Source organism: Pseudomonas sp. Root401 (assembly GCF_001425105.1).
Taxonomy (GTDB): Bacteria; Pseudomonadota; Gammaproteobacteria; order Pseudomonadales; family Pseudomonadaceae; genus Aquipseudomonas; species Aquipseudomonas brassicacearum.
This window is the reverse complement of sequence record NZ_LMDO01000014.1, coordinates 142,032-158,828: the sequence shown is the minus strand read 5'-3', so window position 1 is coordinate 158,828 and position 16,797 is coordinate 142,032. Positions and strand designations below refer to the sequence as shown.

General features: G+C 61.5%; 17 protein-coding genes. 4 read left to right on the top strand and 13 right to left on the bottom strand.

Annotated features, from left to right (window positions below; genetic code table 11):
* Nucleotides 1-61: 61 nt before the first annotated feature.
* On the bottom strand, nucleotides 62-1,771 hold the full coding sequence (gene aceK / locus ASC85_RS14195) for a bifunctional isocitrate dehydrogenase kinase/phosphatase (RefSeq protein ID WP_057449819.1): 1,710 nt from the start codon (nucleotides 1,769-1,771) through the stop codon (nucleotides 62-64).
* Nucleotides 1,772-1,901: 130 nt separating this feature from the next.
* Between aceK and ASC85_RS14190 the strand changes: the two genes are divergently transcribed.
* Complete coding sequence (locus tag ASC85_RS14190; RefSeq protein ID WP_003198898.1) at nucleotides 1,902-2,810, top strand: DMT family transporter; 909 nt, start codon at nucleotides 1,902-1,904, stop codon at nucleotides 2,808-2,810.
* A 147-nt stretch (nucleotides 2,811-2,957) separates the two neighbouring features.
* On the opposite strand, the gene ASC85_RS14185 is transcribed toward ASC85_RS14190, so the two are convergent.
* From ASC85_RS14185 to cysK, 3 genes are all read right to left on the bottom strand, one after another.
* Complete coding sequence (locus tag ASC85_RS14185; RefSeq protein WP_057449817.1) at nucleotides 2,958-3,821, bottom strand: DMT family transporter; 864 nt, start codon at nucleotides 3,819-3,821, stop codon at nucleotides 2,958-2,960.
* A gap of 339 nt (nucleotides 3,822-4,160) precedes the next feature.
* The gene (locus ASC85_RS14180) at nucleotides 4,161-5,099 is read right to left on the bottom strand and encodes an aspartyl/asparaginyl beta-hydroxylase domain-containing protein (RefSeq protein ID WP_057449815.1); all 939 of its coding nucleotides are present in this window, start codon (nucleotides 5,097-5,099) and stop codon (nucleotides 4,161-4,163) included.
* Nucleotides 5,100-5,335: 236 nt separating this feature from the next.
* Entirely contained in the window at nucleotides 5,336-6,310 is a 975-nt protein-coding gene (cysK, locus tag ASC85_RS14175; RefSeq protein WP_057449813.1) for a cysteine synthase A, read from the bottom strand.
* Between the two features lie 147 nt (nucleotides 6,311-6,457).
* On the opposite strand from cysK, the gene ASC85_RS14170 reads away from it, so the two are divergent.
* Complete coding sequence (locus ASC85_RS14170; RefSeq protein WP_057449811.1) at nucleotides 6,458-7,534, top strand: DUF748 domain-containing protein; 1,077 nt, start codon at nucleotides 6,458-6,460, stop codon at nucleotides 7,532-7,534.
* Here ASC85_RS14170 and ASC85_RS14165 read toward each other — a convergent pair.
* Both ASC85_RS14165 and ASC85_RS14160 read right to left on the bottom strand, forming a co-directional pair.
* Nucleotides 7,531-8,031 carry a DUF2442 domain-containing protein gene (locus tag ASC85_RS14165; protein ID WP_057449809.1) on the bottom strand — a complete coding sequence of 167 codons (501 nt, stop codon included), beginning with the start codon at nucleotides 8,029-8,031 and terminating at the stop codon, nucleotides 7,531-7,533. The two genes, ASC85_RS14170 and ASC85_RS14165, sit on opposite strands and share 4 nt — an antisense overlap.
* Nucleotides 8,019-8,249 (bottom strand): DUF4160 domain-containing protein, encoded by a 231-nt coding sequence (locus tag ASC85_RS14160; RefSeq protein WP_057449862.1) that lies wholly within the window; start codon nucleotides 8,247-8,249, stop codon nucleotides 8,019-8,021. Before ASC85_RS14160 ends, ASC85_RS14165 begins: the two co-directional genes overlap by 13 nt.
* A gap of 199 nt (nucleotides 8,250-8,448) precedes the next feature.
* Here ASC85_RS14160 and ASC85_RS14155 point away from each other — a divergent pair, with 199 nt between their 5' ends.
* Both ASC85_RS14155 and ASC85_RS14150 read left to right on the top strand, forming a co-directional pair.
* Nucleotides 8,449-9,294 carry an AAA family ATPase gene (locus ASC85_RS14155; protein WP_003184225.1) on the top strand — a complete coding sequence of 282 codons (846 nt, stop codon included), beginning with the start codon at nucleotides 8,449-8,451 and terminating at the stop codon, nucleotides 9,292-9,294.
* A gap of 34 nt (nucleotides 9,295-9,328) precedes the next feature.
* Nucleotides 9,329-10,507, top strand: a complete 1,179-nt coding sequence (locus ASC85_RS14150; RefSeq protein WP_003198888.1) for a vWA domain-containing protein — start codon at nucleotides 9,329-9,331, stop codon at nucleotides 10,505-10,507.
* Nucleotides 10,508-10,612: 105 nt separating this feature from the next.
* Here ASC85_RS14150 and ASC85_RS14145 read toward each other — a convergent pair whose 3' ends face one another.
* The 7 genes from ASC85_RS14145 to ASC85_RS14115 all read right to left on the bottom strand — a co-directional run bounded on the left by ASC85_RS14145 (nucleotide 10,613) and on the right by ASC85_RS14115 (nucleotide 16,764).
* A complete protein-coding gene (locus ASC85_RS14145; protein ID WP_057449807.1) occupies nucleotides 10,613-11,533 on the bottom strand; it encodes a biotin-dependent carboxyltransferase family protein in 921 nt (306 codons plus the stop codon).
* Nucleotides 11,530-12,234 carry a 5-oxoprolinase subunit PxpB gene (gene pxpB / locus ASC85_RS14140; RefSeq protein ID WP_057449805.1) on the bottom strand — a complete coding sequence of 235 codons (705 nt, stop codon included), beginning with the start codon at nucleotides 12,232-12,234 and terminating at the stop codon, nucleotides 11,530-11,532. Before pxpB ends, ASC85_RS14145 begins: the two co-directional genes overlap by 4 nt.
* Nucleotides 12,231-12,983: a 5-oxoprolinase subunit PxpA gene (locus ASC85_RS14135; RefSeq protein WP_057449804.1), complete on the bottom strand. Its 753-nt coding sequence runs from the start codon at nucleotides 12,981-12,983 to the stop codon at nucleotides 12,231-12,233. The genes pxpB and ASC85_RS14135 overlap by 4 nt, the downstream gene beginning before the upstream one ends.
* A 74-nt stretch (nucleotides 12,984-13,057) precedes the next feature.
* Complete coding sequence (locus ASC85_RS14130) at nucleotides 13,058-14,344, bottom strand: MFS transporter (protein ID WP_057449802.1); 1,287 nt, start codon at nucleotides 14,342-14,344, stop codon at nucleotides 13,058-13,060.
* A 558-nt stretch (nucleotides 14,345-14,902) separates the two neighbouring features.
* Nucleotides 14,903-15,445, bottom strand: a complete 543-nt coding sequence (locus tag ASC85_RS14125; RefSeq protein WP_057449800.1) for a DUF2937 family protein — start codon at nucleotides 15,443-15,445, stop codon at nucleotides 14,903-14,905.
* Nucleotides 15,446-15,457: 12 nt separating this feature from the next.
* On the bottom strand, nucleotides 15,458-16,234 hold the full coding sequence (locus ASC85_RS14120; RefSeq protein ID WP_057449798.1) for a class II glutamine amidotransferase: 777 nt from the start codon (nucleotides 16,232-16,234) through the stop codon (nucleotides 15,458-15,460).
* 32 nt (nucleotides 16,235-16,266) lie between these two features.
* On the bottom strand, nucleotides 16,267-16,764 hold the full coding sequence (locus ASC85_RS14115; RefSeq protein ID WP_057449796.1) for a hypothetical protein: 498 nt from the start codon (nucleotides 16,762-16,764) through the stop codon (nucleotides 16,267-16,269).
* Between the last annotated feature and the right edge of the window lie 33 nt (nucleotides 16,765-16,797).

Sequence of the window (16,797 nt, the reverse complement as noted above, 5' to 3'; positions counted from 1 at the left end):
CTGAAACTCAAAACTTGCCGCTTGAAGCTTGAAGCTTGAAGCTTGAATCTTGAAGCTGCTTCTACCCCTTGCGCCGATACGGGAACACATCGATCACCTTCCCCGCCCGAATCGCCTCTTGCAGGCTTTTCCAGTAGTCGGCGTTGTACAACTCACCGTGCAACTGGTCGAACAGCTTGCGCTGCCCGGCGTCGGCGAACAGGAACGGCGGGAATTCTTCGGGGAAGACGTCCAGCGGGCCGATGGAATACCAGGGCTCGGAGGCCATTTCGTCTTCCGGTGTGCGGGGCTGGGGGATGTGGCGGAAGTTGGCTTCGGTCAGGAAGCAGATTTCATCGTAGTCGTAGAACACCACGCGGCCGTGGCGGGTCACACCGAAGTTCTTGAGCAGCATGTCGCCGGGAAAGATATTGGCCGCCGCCAGTTGCTTGATGGCCAGGCCATAGTCTTCCAGCGCCTCGCGCACCTGGTCCTGGTTGGCGTTTTCCAAATACAGGTTCAGCGGTGTCATGCGCCGTTCGGTCCAGCAGTGACGAATCAGCACCGTGTCGCCTTCCACCGACACCGTGGACGGCGCCACTTCCAGCAGCTCCTCCAGGCACGCCGGCTCGAACTTGCTCAGGGGAAAACGGAAATCGGCGAACTCCTGGGTATCGGCCATGCGCCCGACCCGGTCGACGCTCTTCACCAGGCGGTACTTCTCGATCACCGTGGCCCGGTCGACGTTTTTCGACGGCGAGAAGCGGTCCTTGATGATCTTGAACACCGTGTTGAAGCCCGGCAGGGTGAACACGCTCATGACCATGCCACGCACACCCGGGGCCATGATGAACTGGTCGTCGGTGTTCGCCAGATGGTTGATCAGTGCCCGGTAGAACTCGGACTTGCCGTGCTTGTAGAAACCGATGGAGGTGTACAACTCGGCGATGTGCTTGCCTGGAAGGATGCGCTTGAGAAAGCCGATGAACTCCGCCGGCACTGGCACATCCACCATGAAGTAGGAGCGGGTGAACGAGAAGATGATCGACACCTGCGCCTCGTCGGTAATCAGCGCATCGATCTGGATACCCCGGCCCTCGCGGTGCAACAGCGGGATCACCAGCGGCCATTGGTCCTCGCGGGTGTAGATCCGGCCCACCAGGTAGGCGCCCTTGTTGCGATAGAGCACTGAAGAAAACAACTCCACCGTCAGCTCCGGGTCCTTGCAGACCCAGTCCGGCAGGTTCTCGCGCAACTGCGCTTCGAGGCGCCGCAGGTCACCCGGCAAGTCGGCGTAGTCTTCGCTGAAACGGTAATCGGCGAACACGCTCGCCAGCATCCGGTCCAACTGCCCCTGGGGTTTGTAGGTGCGGGTCTGGGCTGCACGGGCCCGGCGCAGGCTGGGCCGGGTGGTGTGGATGAACATGGTGCCGTCGCTGATCAGGTCGTGGCTGAACAACCCGCAGAAGATCGAGTTGTACCAGGTTTCCGACAGCTCATCGTCGAAGCGCAGGTCGATCAGGCTGATGTAGGCGCTCTTGACCAGCGGCCAGCAGCTCACATCCATCAGTGTTTCATCATCGAAGGCCTTGTGCAGCCTGGCGACGGTTTCGAAGACTTTTTCTTCGTACAAGTTGATGCGCGCCGCCGAAGCCGCTTGCGCCTCCAGCCACAGCGCCTGCTCGAACCGGGCGCGGGCGCCGTCGGTGATCTGCCGGAAGTGCTCACGATAATCGTCGAAGCCGTCGAGGATCGAACGGGCGATTTCGATGGCGGGCCATGGCTGCGGCATAGGGTAAACCTCGGCGGGTCATGCTTGTTATTGGCGACTGAGCTTAGAGGCCAATCACGCGGCAACGCAACCATTGCCATCGCTATTCAGGGCGGCGACACTTGCCGCCCAATCAAGGAAGGAATGACTTGTGAACCTCGTCGATATCCTGCGTTTACTGTCACTGGCCGCTATCTGGGGCGCCAGTTTCCTGTTCATGCGCATTATCGCCCCCGTCATTGGCACAATCCCCACGGCATTTTTTCGCGTGTCCATCGCCTTCGTCGGGCTGCTGGTGATCCTGGCCCTGATGCGCGTCGACTGGAATTTTCGCGGCAAGCTCAAAGTCGTGATGGGGTTGGGCCTGATCAACTCGGGCATTCCGGCCACGTTCTATTCGTTGGCGGCCCAGGTGCTGCCGGCCGGTTACTCGGCGATCTTCAACGCCACCACGCCGTTGATGGGGGTGTTGATCGGCGGCTTGTTCTTCAGCGAAAAACTCACCCCCGCCAAGGTCAGCGGTGTCTGCCTGGGGTTGTTCGGCGTCGGCATCCTGACCCGCGCCGGCCCGGTAGCGTTCGACCTGCAACTGTTGATGGGCGCCCTCGCCTGCCTGCTGGCCACGACCTGCTATGGCTTTGCCGGTTTCCTCACCCGGCGCTGGCTCGATCAGCAAGGTGGCTTGGACAGCCGTCTCTCGGCCCTGGGCAGCATGTTCGGCGCCACGGTGTTCTTGCTGCCGCTGTTTGGCTACAGCGTCATCAGCCAACCACCGGCCAGCTGGGGTGGCTGGAGCGTCTGGTTGTCGCTGCTGGGGCTGGGCCTGGTATGTACCGCGCTGGCGTACATTCTTTACTTCCGCCTGCTCAGTTCCATCGGCCCGGTCAAATCCATGACCGTAACCTTCCTGATCCCGCCGTTCGGCGTGCTGTGGGGGGCGTTGCTGCTGGATGAGCCGTTGGGGATGGCGCATCTGTATGGTGGGGTGTTGATTGCGGCGGCGTTGTGGTTGGTGCTCAAGCCAGGGGTGGTGAAACCGGCTGAGGTGTCTGCCCGGTAGTTCATCGGTGCGGCGCAAGATGCCATCGCGGGCAAGCCTTGCTCCCACAAGGACTACACATCACCTGTGGAAGCAAGGCTTGTACATGACCTGTAGGAGCAAGGCTTGCCCGCGATGGCGGTTGTTCAGTCAGCGAGCAGCCAAAGCTCAGCGACTTTTACGAAACACAAACACCAACCCCACGATGATCAGCACCATCCCCAGCAAGCTCAACAACGCCAGCCGGTTGCCAAACACCAGGTAGTCCATGATCGCCGTCACCGCCGGCACCAGGTAGAACAGGCTGGTGACATTCACCAGGTTGCCGCGGGCGATCAGTCGGTACAGCAGCAATGTCGCCAGCACCGACACCACCAGCCCCATCCACAACACCGGCATGAAGAACCCCGTGCTGTACTCGAAATGGAACGGCTGGAACGGCACGAACACCGCGCACAGCACCAGCCCGGCCAGGTACTGCACCGGCAGCGTGCCCAGGGGGTTGTCGGTGATACGCTTCTGCATGATCGAACCGGCCGTCATGCTCACCAGTGCCAGCAACCCGCAGAGCATCCCGGCCAGGGACATGCCGGCCAGGCCGATGCCCTGGTACACCACCATCACCAACCCGACCAAACCCAGCGCCAGGCCAAACATCCGCGACCAGGAACGCTGCCGTTCCATGAGCACCACGGTCAGGATCGGTTGCACGCCCATCAGGGTTGCCATGACCCCCGGCGTGACACTCATTTGCAGCGCCAGCAAATAAAAAATCTGATAGGCACCCAGCAGCACGAGCCCGGTGGTCGCCGCGTACAGTATCGGCTTGCCGGTCTTGGGCAGCTTGAACTTGAGCAACGGAATCAACAGCACCAGCGCCGACAGCGCAATGGCAAAACGGATCAGCAAAAAGGCGAAGGGAGAAGCGTGGGCCAGGCCCAGCTTGGAAAAGATCGCCCCGCTGCTCCACAGCAAAACGAACAGGCTCGTGGAAGCCGCCGCCAACAAGGCGTTTTTGGAAAGGGAAAACATGGATACCACCTGTAGTCAGGCAAAAAGCCAACTCAGCCGAAGCTGAAGTCCAGTAGTTTTTTCAGGCGGGCACAGGGGATGGCAACCGTTGCCGATCAGCCCTGAATGCCAACACCCGGCGGTGATACGAAGGCGTACACCGATGAGCTACTGACAGGTGGAGGGTATTGACCGATCTGCGCAGGCTGCTGGCTCCCACACGGCACGACGCCAGCGTTGAACGCTGGAACCACGACCGCGATGACAGGGGATGCAGGCATGAGCCGATCTCTTGAAGGAGTGGGTTCGAAAACCCGAGGAGCGCTGACTATAACCAGCGCTCGATGGACTGCGCAATGTTTAAACGAACAACCAATAGCCAAGCGCCGTCAGCACCACCACTGCCAACAAGGGCCGCATCACCCGGTAGGCCTTGGGATGCTTGCGTTTGAACTGCTTGACCCGGCCACTGATGCCGTCGCTGAACGATTTGCTCCAGGCATAGGCCCGGTTGATGCCACCGACGTGTTCATCATCCAGGTTCTGTGGCGCGGTGGCGCGGCCGAGGAACGCGCTGATGGTGCGGTTGAGAAGGGTCATCAACCGGCTTTTCAAGGGCCGCTCGACATCACAGAACAGGATCACGCGGGTCTGCGGGGTTTCGTTCTTGACCCAGTGCACATAGGTTTCATCGAACATGACGTCTTCGCCGTCGCGCCAGGCGTAGATCTGACCGTCGACGAAGATCCGGCAGTCGTCGGAATTGGGGGTGGACAGGCCCAGGTGATAACGCAACGAACCGGCGAAGGGGTCTCGGTGAGGATTCAGATGGCTGTCACCCGGCAGCAGGGCAAACATCGCGCCCCGGACATTGGGGATCTGGCTGACCAGCGCGACCGTCCTGGGGCACAGCAACTCAGCCGACGGCAGCGGTTTGTCGTACCACTTGAGGTAAAAACGCTTCCAGCCCTTCTTGAAGAACGAGCCGAAACCCGCGTCGTTGTTCTTCTCGGCAGCGCGAATGTAGCCCTCGTCGAACAGGTGCATGGCCTCGTCGCGGATGACTTGCCAATTGTCCTTGAGCACATCCAGTTCGGGGAACTTGCTGCGGTCCAGGTAAGGTCTCGAGGGCACGCCGGAGAACAGGTACATCAAGGTGTTATAGGGGGCGAACAGCGCCGAGTGGTTGACGAACTGACGCAACACCGGCAAACGCGCCTTGCCACGCAAATGCACATAAAGCGTACTGCCCAAAAACAGCAGCAACACCGAGGCCTTGGCGACAAACGAAACGGTCATTTTATAACTCCTTGTCCAAAAACAACTTACGCAACACCATCAGCCCAGCCCAGCCCAGCCCAGCGGCCGGCCATGTTATAGATCATGGCCTGGCCGGGAAACCGTCTGGCGCAACATTCACTGTTGAGGATTACGCAATAATTCCCTTCTTAGCATGCGTGACCTGAACGTTGGCTGACGCCCGTCAACACCCTTTCCAAAATGCGATTTAACCGCCTGCCACATCCTGCAGGCAGTTACTGCTGGATCTCCTGCTCGGTAAACAGATCACTGAACAACATGCTCGACAAGTAGCGCTCGCCCGAATCCGGCAGGATCACGACGATGGTCTTGCCCTGCATCTCCGGTTTTTCCGCCAGGCGCACGGCCACGGCCATCGCCGCGCCACAAGAGATCCCGCAAAGAATGCCCTCCTCCTGCATCAAGCGCAGGGCCATGGCCTTGGACTCGTCGTCAGAGACCCGCTCGACCAGGTCAACGATCGACAGGTCAAGGTTCTTCGGCACGAACCCGGCGCCGATCCCCTGGATCTTGTGGGGGCTGGGCTTGATCTCCTGGCCCGCCATCGCCTGGGTAATCACTGGCGAAACCTCGGGCTCGACCGCCACCGACAGGATCGGTTTGCCACAGGTGTTCTTGATGTACCGCGAAACCCCGGTGATGGTGCCGCCTGTGCCCACGCCAGCCACCAGTACGTCCACCGCGCCGTCGGTGTCGTTCCAGATTTCCGGACCGGTGGTTTTTTCGTGGATCGCCGGGTTCGCCGGGTTATCGAACTGCTGCGGCATGAAGTATTTGGCTGGATCGCTGGCCATGATCTCGGCGGCTTTTTCGATCGCCCCTTTCATGCCCTTCGCCGGTTCGGTGAGCACCAGCTCCGCGCCCAGGGCCTTGAGCACCTTGCGTCGCTCGATGCTCATGGAGGCGGGCATGGTCAGCATCAGCTTGTAGCCACGGGCGGCGGCGACGAACGCCAGGCCGATCCCGGTGTTGCCCGAAGTCGGTTCGACGATGGTCATGCCCGGCTTGAGTTTGCCCGAGCTTTCAGCGTCCCAGATCATGTTCGCACCGATCCGGCATTTGACCGAATACCCTGGGTTACGCCCCTCGATCTTGGCCAGGATGGTCACACCGCGCGGGGCAATGCGGTTGATCTGCACCAGCGGCGTATTACCGATGGAATGGGCGTTGTCAGCGAATATACGGCTCATGGCTGGGTCCTTGATGCAGCGGGAATGTAAGCCTTTAAAGGTATGCCTGTTGCCCATGGGCGTCCAGTTGCACCGAACGTTCCCGTTGCTGAGACAGTCAATGGCATTAGAAGGCGCTCCCTCAACAAACGCTGGAGACTGACTGACATGAAGCGTCGATACCGCTGGCCGCTGTGGGTTTTCGCCGCCATCGCCGCGGTGCTGGTGGCCCTGCATTTCACCTTGCCTTACCTGGTACGCGACTACCTGAACGAAAAACTGGCCAACATGGGCGATTATCGCGGCCGGATCACCGACGTGGACCTGGCCCTGTGGCGCGGTGCCTACCGGATCAATGGCCTGGAAATCGTCAAGGTCGATGGCAAGGTCCCGGTGCCGTTCGTCAGCGCACCGCGGGTGGACCTGTCTGTGAGCTGGCACTCGCTGTGGTACGAGCATGCGGTGGTCGCCGAGGTTGAATTCGCCCGCGCCGAAGTGAACTTCGTCGACGGCGGCGCCAACCGCCAGAACTCCCAGACCGGCCAGGGCACCAACTGGCGCGAGCAGTTGAGCAAACTGCTGCCCATCACCTTCAACGAAGTGCGTATCCGGGACGGCAAGGTCACCTTTCGCAATTTCAACTCCAAACCACCGGTCAACCTGCGGGCCACCGAGGTCAACGCCAGCTTCTACAACCTGACCAACGTCGTCGACACCAAAGGCAAGCGCGACGCCCGCTTCGAGGGCAAGGCCCTGGTGGCCGAACACGCGCCGCTGGAAATGCAGGCCACCTTCGACCCGTTGAGCAACTTCGAGGACTTCGACTTCCGCCTGCGGGCCACGAACATCGAGCTCAAGCGCCTGAACGATTTCGCCGCGGCTTATGGCAAATTCGATTTCAATGCTGGCCACGGCGACCTGGTGATCGAGGCCGAAGCCGACAACGCCAGGCTCAGCGGCTACATCAAGCCATTGCTGCGCGATGTTGACGTGTTCGACTGGCAGCAGGACGTGGAAAACCAGAACAAAAACATCTTCCGCTCGGTCTGGGAAGCGCTGGTGGGTACAGGCGAAACGGCCCTCAAGAACCAGCGCAAGAACCAGTTCGCCACCCGGGTGGAACTCAGCGGCAATGTTCACCAACAGGACATCAGCGCCTTCGAAGCCTTCCTGCAGATCCTGCGCAATGGTTTCGTCGAGGCCTTCAATGCCCGTTATGAGCAGCCGCCGCCTTCGACCGACTAGGGTTCGCGCGTGACGGTATAACGACCGGTCGGTTCCGCCGCCACGCTTGCGCCTCTACGTTGCAACGAGTCCCAGCCCAGGCACGCCAGGGCCAGCGAACGCGGCACAGCCTCACGGCCACTGCTGTAGCGGCTGATGCTGCGAGCACTGATCCCCAGTGCTTCAGCCGCCTGGTTCAGCGGCAGACCGGTGCGGGCACGCCAACCGATGAAGATGCGGGTATTTTCGTCCACGGCGTTCTGCGCCAGTGCGTCCAGATACAAGGTATCGGCACCGATCTGGATATCCAGCACGGGCCATTCCACGCTCCAGCCATCGTCGCCCAAAATTGCGCCCGCAAACGCTCCGTCTTTCAGCAAAGGCTGCAAGCCGGGATAACGTTGTACATCGGCGCTCAAGTCCAGCCTCAGTTGCTGACCGTCGATAAACGTCAGGTCCAGACTGAACGGCAATACAGGCTGCACGGCCATTAGCCGCGGCCGTTTCATGGGTAGCATCGTTGCCAATCCTCCAGCAGTTGCGCCTGATGAGCCCTGACCCAGTCCAGCGCTTCCTTGATAATCAATGGCGGCGCCCGCCCCATCATGACTTGGACGGTTTCCAGGCTCAGGACCACATCCACTCCGCCACCCGTGAGGTGGACATGGGGCGGAGGATGATCCCTTTCCCGCAACTGAATGCGATAGGTATCTCTGAATCGATATTTAGTAGACATGCCACCGAGCGTATCGCCAAATTGGCGATACGCAATACTGGCAAGGCGCCGAAACCGAGTCAACATGTGACGCCCCATTCAGAGACTGAATACAGCGTCTGCGTTCACAGTCGGCGGGGCGCCGCGTTATAGTCGGGCACGATATTTATTTCCCGCGCCCCGCCTCGCCAGGCCGGCGACACCGTTCGAGGAATTGCAGATGAAGTTCGAAGGCACCAGCGCCTACGTGGCCACCGATGACCTGAAACTGGCCGTGAACGCCGCCATTACCCTGGAGCGACCATTGCTGGTCAAGGGCGAGCCGGGCACCGGCAAGACCATGTTGGCCGAACAACTGGCCGAATCCTTTGGCGCGCGCCTGATCACCTGGCACATCAAGTCCACCACCAAGGCCCACCAGGGCCTCTACGAGTACGACGCGGTCAGCCGCCTGCGGGACTCGCAACTGGGCGTGGACAAGGTCCACGACGTGCGCAACTACTTGAAGAAAGGCAAGCTCTGGGAAGCGTTCGAGTCCGAGGAGCGGGTGATCCTGCTGATCGATGAAATCGACAAGGCCGACATCGAGTTCCCCAACGACCTGCTGCAGGAACTCGACAAGATGGAGTTCTACGTCTACGAGACCGACGAAACCATCAAGGCCAAGCAACGGCCGATCATCATCATTACCTCCAACAACGAAAAGGAACTGCCGGACGCGTTCCTGCGTCGCTGCTTCTTCCACTACATCGCCTTCCCCGACCGCGTCACCCTGCAGAAAATCGTCGATGTGCATTACCCGGACATCAAGAAGGACCTGGTCAGCGAAGCGCTGGACGTGTTCTTCGACGTGCGCAAGGTGCCGGGCCTGAAGAAAAAGCCTTCCACCTCCGAACTGGTGGACTGGCTCAAGCTGCTGATGGCCGACAACATCGGCGAAGCGGTGCTGCGCGAACGTGATCCGACCAAGGCCATACCGCCGCTGGCCGGCGCCCTGGTCAAAAACGAACAGGACGTGCAATTGCTCGAGCGCCTGGCGTTCATGAGCCGTCGCGGCACTCGCTGATCCTCTTCGTCTAACAAGAGCGAGGGCGATTGCCATGCTGCTTAACCTGTTCAATGAGATGCGCGCCGCCAAGGTGCCCGTGTCGGTGCGCGAACTGCTGGACCTGATCAACGCGCTGAAACAGCGGGTGATCTTCGCCGACATGGACGAGTTCTATTACCTGTCCCGGGCGATCCTGGTGAAGGACGAACGGCATTTCGACAAGTTCGACCGGGCCTTCGCCGCCTACTTCAACGGCCTGGAGAAACTCGACGACCACCTCCAGGCGTTGATTCCCGAAGACTGGCTGCGCAAGGAATTCGAACGTTCGCTGACCGACGAAGAGCGGGCACAGATCCAGTCCCTCGGTGGCCTGGACAAGCTGATCGAAGAGTTCAAGAAGCGCCTGGAAGAACAGAAGGAACGCCATGCCGGCGGCAACAAATGGATCGGCACCGGCGGGACCAGCCCATTCGGCTCCGGCGGCTTCAACCCCGAAGGCATCCGGGTCGGCGACGCCGGCAAGCGCCAGGGCAAGGCCGTGAAGGTCTGGGACCAGCGCGAGTACAAGAACCTCGACGACCAGGTGGAATTGGGCACCCGCAATATCAAGATCGCCCTGCGCCGTCTGCGCAAGTTCGCCCGCCAGGGTGCGGCCGAAGAGCTGGACATCGACGGCACCATCGACCACACCGCCCGCGATGCCGGTCTTCTGAACATCCAGATGCGCCCGGAACGACGCAACACCGTCAAGTTGTTGCTGCTGTTCGACATCGGTGGCTCGATGGATGCCCACGTGAAGATCTGCGAAGAACTGTTCTCGGCCTGCAAGACCGAGTTCAAGCACCTGGAGTATTTCTACTTCCACAACTTCGTCTATGAATCGGTGTGGAAGAACAACCTGCGCCGCACCTCGGAGCGCACCTCGACCCAGGATTTGCTGCACAAGTACGGCGCCGACTACAAAGTGATCTTCATCGGCGATGCCGCCATGGCGCCTTATGAAATCACCCAGGCCGGCGGCAGCGTCGAACACTGGAACGAAGAGGCCGGTTATGTGTGGATGCAGCGCTTCATGGAGAAGTACAAGAAGCTCATCTGGATCAATCCGTACCCCAAGGACACCTGGGGCTACACCGCCTCGACCAACATCGTGCGCGAGTTGGTGGAAGACCGGATGTACCCGCTGACCTTGCGGGGGTTGGAGGAAGGGATGCGGTTTCTTTCCAAGTAAAGTTCTTTGGTGCCCTTCAGGGCCTCATCGCGAGCAGGCTCGCTCCCACAGGGATCTTGTGTATGACGAAGATCCAGTGTGGGAGCGAGCCTGCTCGCGATGCTTTTAGCAGTCGAGAAAAACGTGCAGGCACTCCACCTGCTGTCGATGCGCCACCTCCTGCACCACCGGCCGCAACCGCACCTGCGCCCCCGGCAGGCATTGCGCCAGCCGGGCCAGGGCCAACGGAGTCAAGGCGCCCAGGCGTGGATAGCCACCGATGGTTTGCCGGTCGTTGAGCAGCACAATCGGCTGGCCATCCGGTGGCACCTGCACGGCACCGAGCGGAATGCCTTCGGAAATCATCGCCGACCCCTGATATTCCAACGCCGTGCCCAGCAAGCGCATGCCCATGCGGTCGGCGCGACTGTCCAGCGTCCATGGGGTGTTGAACGCATCGAACAGGCTTCGTCCACTGAACGCACCGTTCTGCGCCCCCAGGATCAAGTCCAGCGGCTGCGCTTGCTGGAAGTCCGGAATCCGCGTGTGCGGCATGGGCCGAGGCGTCGCCGCGCCTGAATAGCTCAGGTGCTCGCCGCGACTCAGCGCCCGCCCTCGCCCATCCAGGCCACCGAGTTCCTCACGCACCACCGTCGCCCGGCTGCCCAGCACCGCAGGCGCATTGAAACCACCGGGAGCTGCCAGGTAGGCCCGGGCACCGAGCACGGGCTGGGTGAGCGCCAGCACCTGGCCCTTGCGCAAGCTGAAGAAGCGCCACGACGCCACCCCCTGGCCGTCTATCCGTGCACCCAGGTCCGCCCCGGCCAGCGCCAGCACGCAATCCTCTTCGGCCACCACGGTGAAACCGCCGAGGGTAATCTCCACCACCGCGGCTCCCAGGGCATTGCCGAGCATCCAGTTGGCCCAGGCCATCGACAACCAGTCTGCCGCGCCTCCCTGGGTCACGCCCAGATGCCTCACGCCGAAACGGCCGGCGTCCTGCAACAGGCACAGCGGGGTGCTGGCCTCGATCAACAACCGGCTCATGCCTGGGCCTCCAACGGTGTGTCGTCGCCACCCAGGGCGATGAATTCGGCATGGTCCACGGGGGCAAAACGCACCGTGTCCCCCGGCTGCATCAAGCTGTAGCCGTCGCGCTCGCGATCAAACAGTTTGGTCGGGGTGCGACCGATCAGGTTCCAGCCACCGGGCGATACCACCGGATACGCCGCGGTCTGGCGCTCGGCGATACCAACGCTGCCCGCTGCCACGCGCTTGCGCGGCGTGTCGAGGCGCGGTGCGGCCAGTTCCTCGTCCACCAGCCCCATGAAGGCAAAGCCGGGAGCGAAGCCCAGGGCAAACACCTGGTACTCGCGTTCGCTGTGGCGGCGGATCACCTGGGCGACCGTCAGCCCGCTGCGGCTCGCCAGCAGCTCCAGCTCCGGCCCGACCCGGAGGTCGTACCACACCGGCAGCACATGGCATTGGCCGGCGGACCGGGCATCCGGTGAAAGGTCATTCAACGCCTCGTCGATCAATTCACGAGCCTGCACCGGGTTCAGGGCGAGCAAATCGTAGTGCACCATCAACGTGGTATAGGACGGCACCAGGTCAATCAGATGCTCGGCAAACACCGCTCGCAGGCGTTCGCTGGCGGCGAGCATCCAGGGCATGTTGGCCTCGGCGATCTCATCGAACAGGCGCACCATCAAGCAGTCCACAGCTACCACTTCCAAGCGTGGTCTCATGGCGCACTCTGCCGGTCCAGGGCTTCGCGGATGCGTTGCACGGCCGCCACGGAGCTGGCGTTGTCGCCGTGTACGCACAAGGTGTTGGCCATAAGGTGCAAGGCGCTGCCGTCACTGGCGGTCAACGCATCGCCGCGGGCGATGGTCAGGGCCTGCCCGATAATCACCTCGGGATCGTGGTGCACCGCGCCCGGTGCTTGCCGCGAAACCAGGCGACCGGCACTGTCATAGGCGCGGTCGGCAAAGGCTTCGAACCACAGGGTCAGGCCGTACTCGTCGCCCAGGGCCTGGGCGGCGCTGTTGTCCCGGGTCGCCATGAGCATCAGCGGCAGCTGCCGATCATAGGCCGCGACGGCCTGGATCACCGCGCGCAGTTGCGCCGGGTTGGCCATCATGTCGTTGTACATCGCGCCGTGGGGCTTGACGTAGCTGACCCGTCCGCCTTGCGCCCGGCAGATGCCGTCGAGGGCGCCGATCTGATAATGCAGCAAGTCCTGCAATTCCTGGGCGCCATAGGCCATGGAGCGGCGGCCGAAACCCGCCAGGTCCTGATAGGCCGGGTGCGCGCCGATCCGCACGCCGTGGCTCAGGGCCAGGCTGACAGTCTTGCGCATGATGCTCGGGTCGCCGGCATGAAAGCCGCAGGCGATGTTGGCGCAATCGATGAAGGGCATCACCTCGGCGTCCAGACCCATGGTCCAGCTGCCGAAGCTTTCGCCAATGTCGCAGTTCAATAGCAGGCGGCTCACGGTGAACGCTCCTGTAGGTTCTTTCTTTTGATCATGGGGCCAAGCCATGAAGCCCAGGCCCCACAAGTTATCAGTTACTCGGCTTCCAACTGCTTGCCTTGGGTTTCCGGCAGGCTCAACGCCGCGAGGATCACCACGCCATAGGACACTGCGGCGAACGCTCCGATACCCACGCTCAGCGGCACTTTCTGGCTCAGCAGGCCAATCAACAGCGGGAACAATGCTGCCACCGCCCGGCCAATGTTGTAGCAGAAACCCTGCCCCGAACCACGGATGCGCGTAGGGAACAGTTCGGTGAGGAACGAGCCCATGCCGCTGAACATCCCGGAAGCGAAGAACCCCAGGGGAAAGCCCAGCCAGAGCATCACGTTATTGCTCACGTGCAGTTGGGTATACAGCAGCACGATGGTGAAAGAGCCGACGGCATACAGGACGAAGTTCTTTTTCCGACCCAGGATGTCCGACAGATACGCGCTGACGACGTAACCGACGTACGAACCGACGATCACCATCGCCAGGTAGCCACCGGTACTCAACACGCTCAAGCCACGCTCATTCTTGAGGAACGTTGGCAACCAGGAGGTGATCGCGTAGTAACCGCCCAAGGCACCGGTGGTCAGCAACGAGGCACGAATGGTGGTGAAGAGGATGCCGGGGGCGAAGATCTCGTAGAATTTCGCCGGGTTGCTCGGTGTTTGCCGGGCCTTGGCCTGGTTATAGACTTCCGGGTCCTTGACCAGCCGGCGGACGAAAATCACGAACACCGCCGGCACGATGCCGAGGATGAACAGTGCGCGCCAGGCGTCTTCCGGCGGCAGCACCGAGAACAGCAGCGCATACAGGATCGCTGTCATGCCCCAGCCCAGGGCCCAACCTGACTGCACCATGCCCACCGCCTTGCCGCGATCCTTGGCACGGATCACCTCGCCCATCAACACCGCACCCGCAGTCCACTCGCCGCCAAAGCCGAAGCCCATCAGTGTGCGGGCGATCAACAGTTGTTCGTAGTTCTGGGCAAAGCCGCACAGGAACGTGAAGAAGGCGAACCACAGCACCGTCAGTTGCAGGGTGCGTACTCGACCGATGCGGTCCGAGAGAATGCCCGCCACCCAGCCGCCAATGGCTGAAGCGATCAAGGTACTGGTGTGGATCAGGCCTGCCTGGCCAGTGGTAATGCCCCACATCGCGATCAGGGTCGGCACCACGAAACTGAGCATCTGCGTGTCCATGCCGTCCAGGGCGTAGCCGATCTTGCAGCTCCAGAAGGTGCGACGTTCCTGCTGGTTGATGTTGCGATACCAATCGAATGGGCCGGAACGGGCCTGGGATTGGGGGACGCCGAGCGTGTCGGGTGCACTCATGGTGGTTCTCCGCAGTTTTATTGTTGTAAGTCTCGACGACGCTGACGTGGAGACCGATGCGTCGATTCTTGAGCGCACGGGCGATCCCGTCCAACGAATAAAACCTTGGCGGGGTCATAAGAAAAACTTGATTGGGCAGAACATCGCCAGGAAAGGCGGACCGCCTTTGTGGCGAGGGAGTCCCCGCCGCGTCTTCGACGCTGCGCTGTCGCGCAGGGAACAGGTCTTGTGGCGAGGGAATTTATTTTGATCGTTCCCACGCTCTCTTCCAGAAGCGGAACGCGGAGCGTCCCTGGCGACATTCCCACGCAGGAGCGTGGGAACGATCGATATGTATTTTCAGCCTTAAAAATCACAGGGTTGTAATTTGCTCCATGAGAGCTTGCTCCCGCTGGTCCCTGTAGGAGCTGGCGAAGCCTGCGATCTTTTGATCTTTCGCTGGAGACTCAAGTGTCTGGAGAAAGATCGCAGCCTCGCTTCGCTCGACAGCTCCTACACAGCTCCTACAACGCGCCCCAGCGGGAGCAAACGCCCTCGCGACAGAGGCTCGCTGCGGCGCTACAGCCCGCGCAGGTCGCGCTCCTCAATCGGCCGGCCCTGGCGCAGGCGCTTGCCGCCCAGCACCACCCAGTCGATCAGGCGGAACAGGCATTCCAGGCCGAACGACAGCAACAACGCACCGCTGATGCCCCAGATCATGGCCTCGGGGGTCAACAGGATCTGGTAGCTGTAGCCGTTCCAGGTTTCCTTGCGGATGTCCGGATCGGCGGCCAGCGCCACTTGCAGCAAGCGGATGTACCACGGGCCTTGCATCGCCTGGAATTGCTTGTCCAGGGCCTGCTGGCGCACGAGCAAGGTGTTCAGGCTGTCGGCGTCACTGCGAAAGATCGGGTCTTCGCTGGCACGGTAATGGGCCACCAGGGCTTGCATGTCGCCCTTGAAGAACTGGTTGGCAGTGCCCTGGAACCCTTGCAGGCCGGTCTGCGCCTCGATCAGGTGCGCCTCGACCCGCTTGGCGTAATCATTGATGAAGCCCGGCACCTGGACCCCAACCAACAGGCCCACCGCGAACAACACCAGCCGTAGATAACTGAGCAACATAACGTGACGTCCTTATTCGGTCCGGCCGTGGCTGACACATTCGCCGCGTCGCCACAGGCTCCATTGGCCCGGTTCGTAGCGGGTCCAGGTTTCGTTTTCGGTCAAGGGTTCGGTGGCGATCACCGTGACCACGTCGTTGGGCGTGGTTTCAGCCTGGAAATCGACAATCACATCCACATCCTTGAGCCGCGCCGGGCCGAACGGCGCGCGACGGGTGATCTGGGCCAGTTTGGTCGAGCAATAGCAGAACAGCCAGTCGCCATCGCTGAGCAAGCAGTTGAACACGCCTTTGCTGCGGTATTCGGCGCAGGCCTCGATCAGCGACGGTAGCAATTGTTCCACCTCCACCGGTTCGGGGAAGGCCTGGCGCACGCGGTTGAGCAGATCGCAGAAAGCCGCTTCGCTGTCGGTATCGCCCACCGGGCGGTAGAAGCTCACGCCCGGCCGGAAATCGGCGAGCTGGCCGTTGTGGGCAAAACACCAGTTACGGCCCCACAACTCACGCACGAACGGGTGCGTGTTGGACAGGCAGACCTTGCCGACGTTGGCCTGGCGAATATGCCCGATCACCACTTCGCTCTTGATCGGATAGCGCTGCACCAGGTTCGCCACTTCCGATTCGCTGCTGGCGGCCGGGTCCTGGAACAGGCGCAGGCCACGGCCCTCATAGAAGGCGATGCCCCAGCCGTCCCGGTGCGGCCCGGTCTTGCCGCCGCGCTGCATCAGCCCGGTGAAGCTGAACACGATGTCGGTCGGCACATTGGCGCTCATGCCCAATAACTCACACATGCTCGAACTCTCGCTTCAAGGGGCAGGCCCGGTTACAGGCGCGGTTCGATACGCGAACGCTGGGGGTTGCTCGGCACGGGCGGACGACCGTAACGGTCATCACCGGCCACGCCGAACGGTGGCTCGTCCTCCGGCTCATCGACCGCGGCGGCGGCTTTTGCGGCGGCGGCCCGTTCCTTGCGAGCATTGGCGGCCCGCTCGATGGGGAAGCGGATCAGCACCAAAATGAAGTAGAGGCCGAAGGCGATCATGCCGTACATGAGCAGATCGGAAGCCGCCCGCCAGACGTTGTTGCCGACTTTGAACAGCACGTCCAGGGCAACAATGGCCAGGGCCGGGGCGATCTTGTCCTTCACCGGATCAACGATGGTCGGGCAAAACAGCAACACCGCCATCAGCAACCGCAGCGGTTCGCGCAACCAGCGCCACATCCAGCGGGTCATGCGCATCCACACCAACAGGCAACCCAGGGCAGCGAAGGCGTAGAGGCCCCAGGCGATCAGATAGTCATTCTCGGTCATGGTGTCCATGGCAAGGCAGGCAAAGAGACGCTTATAGTAACG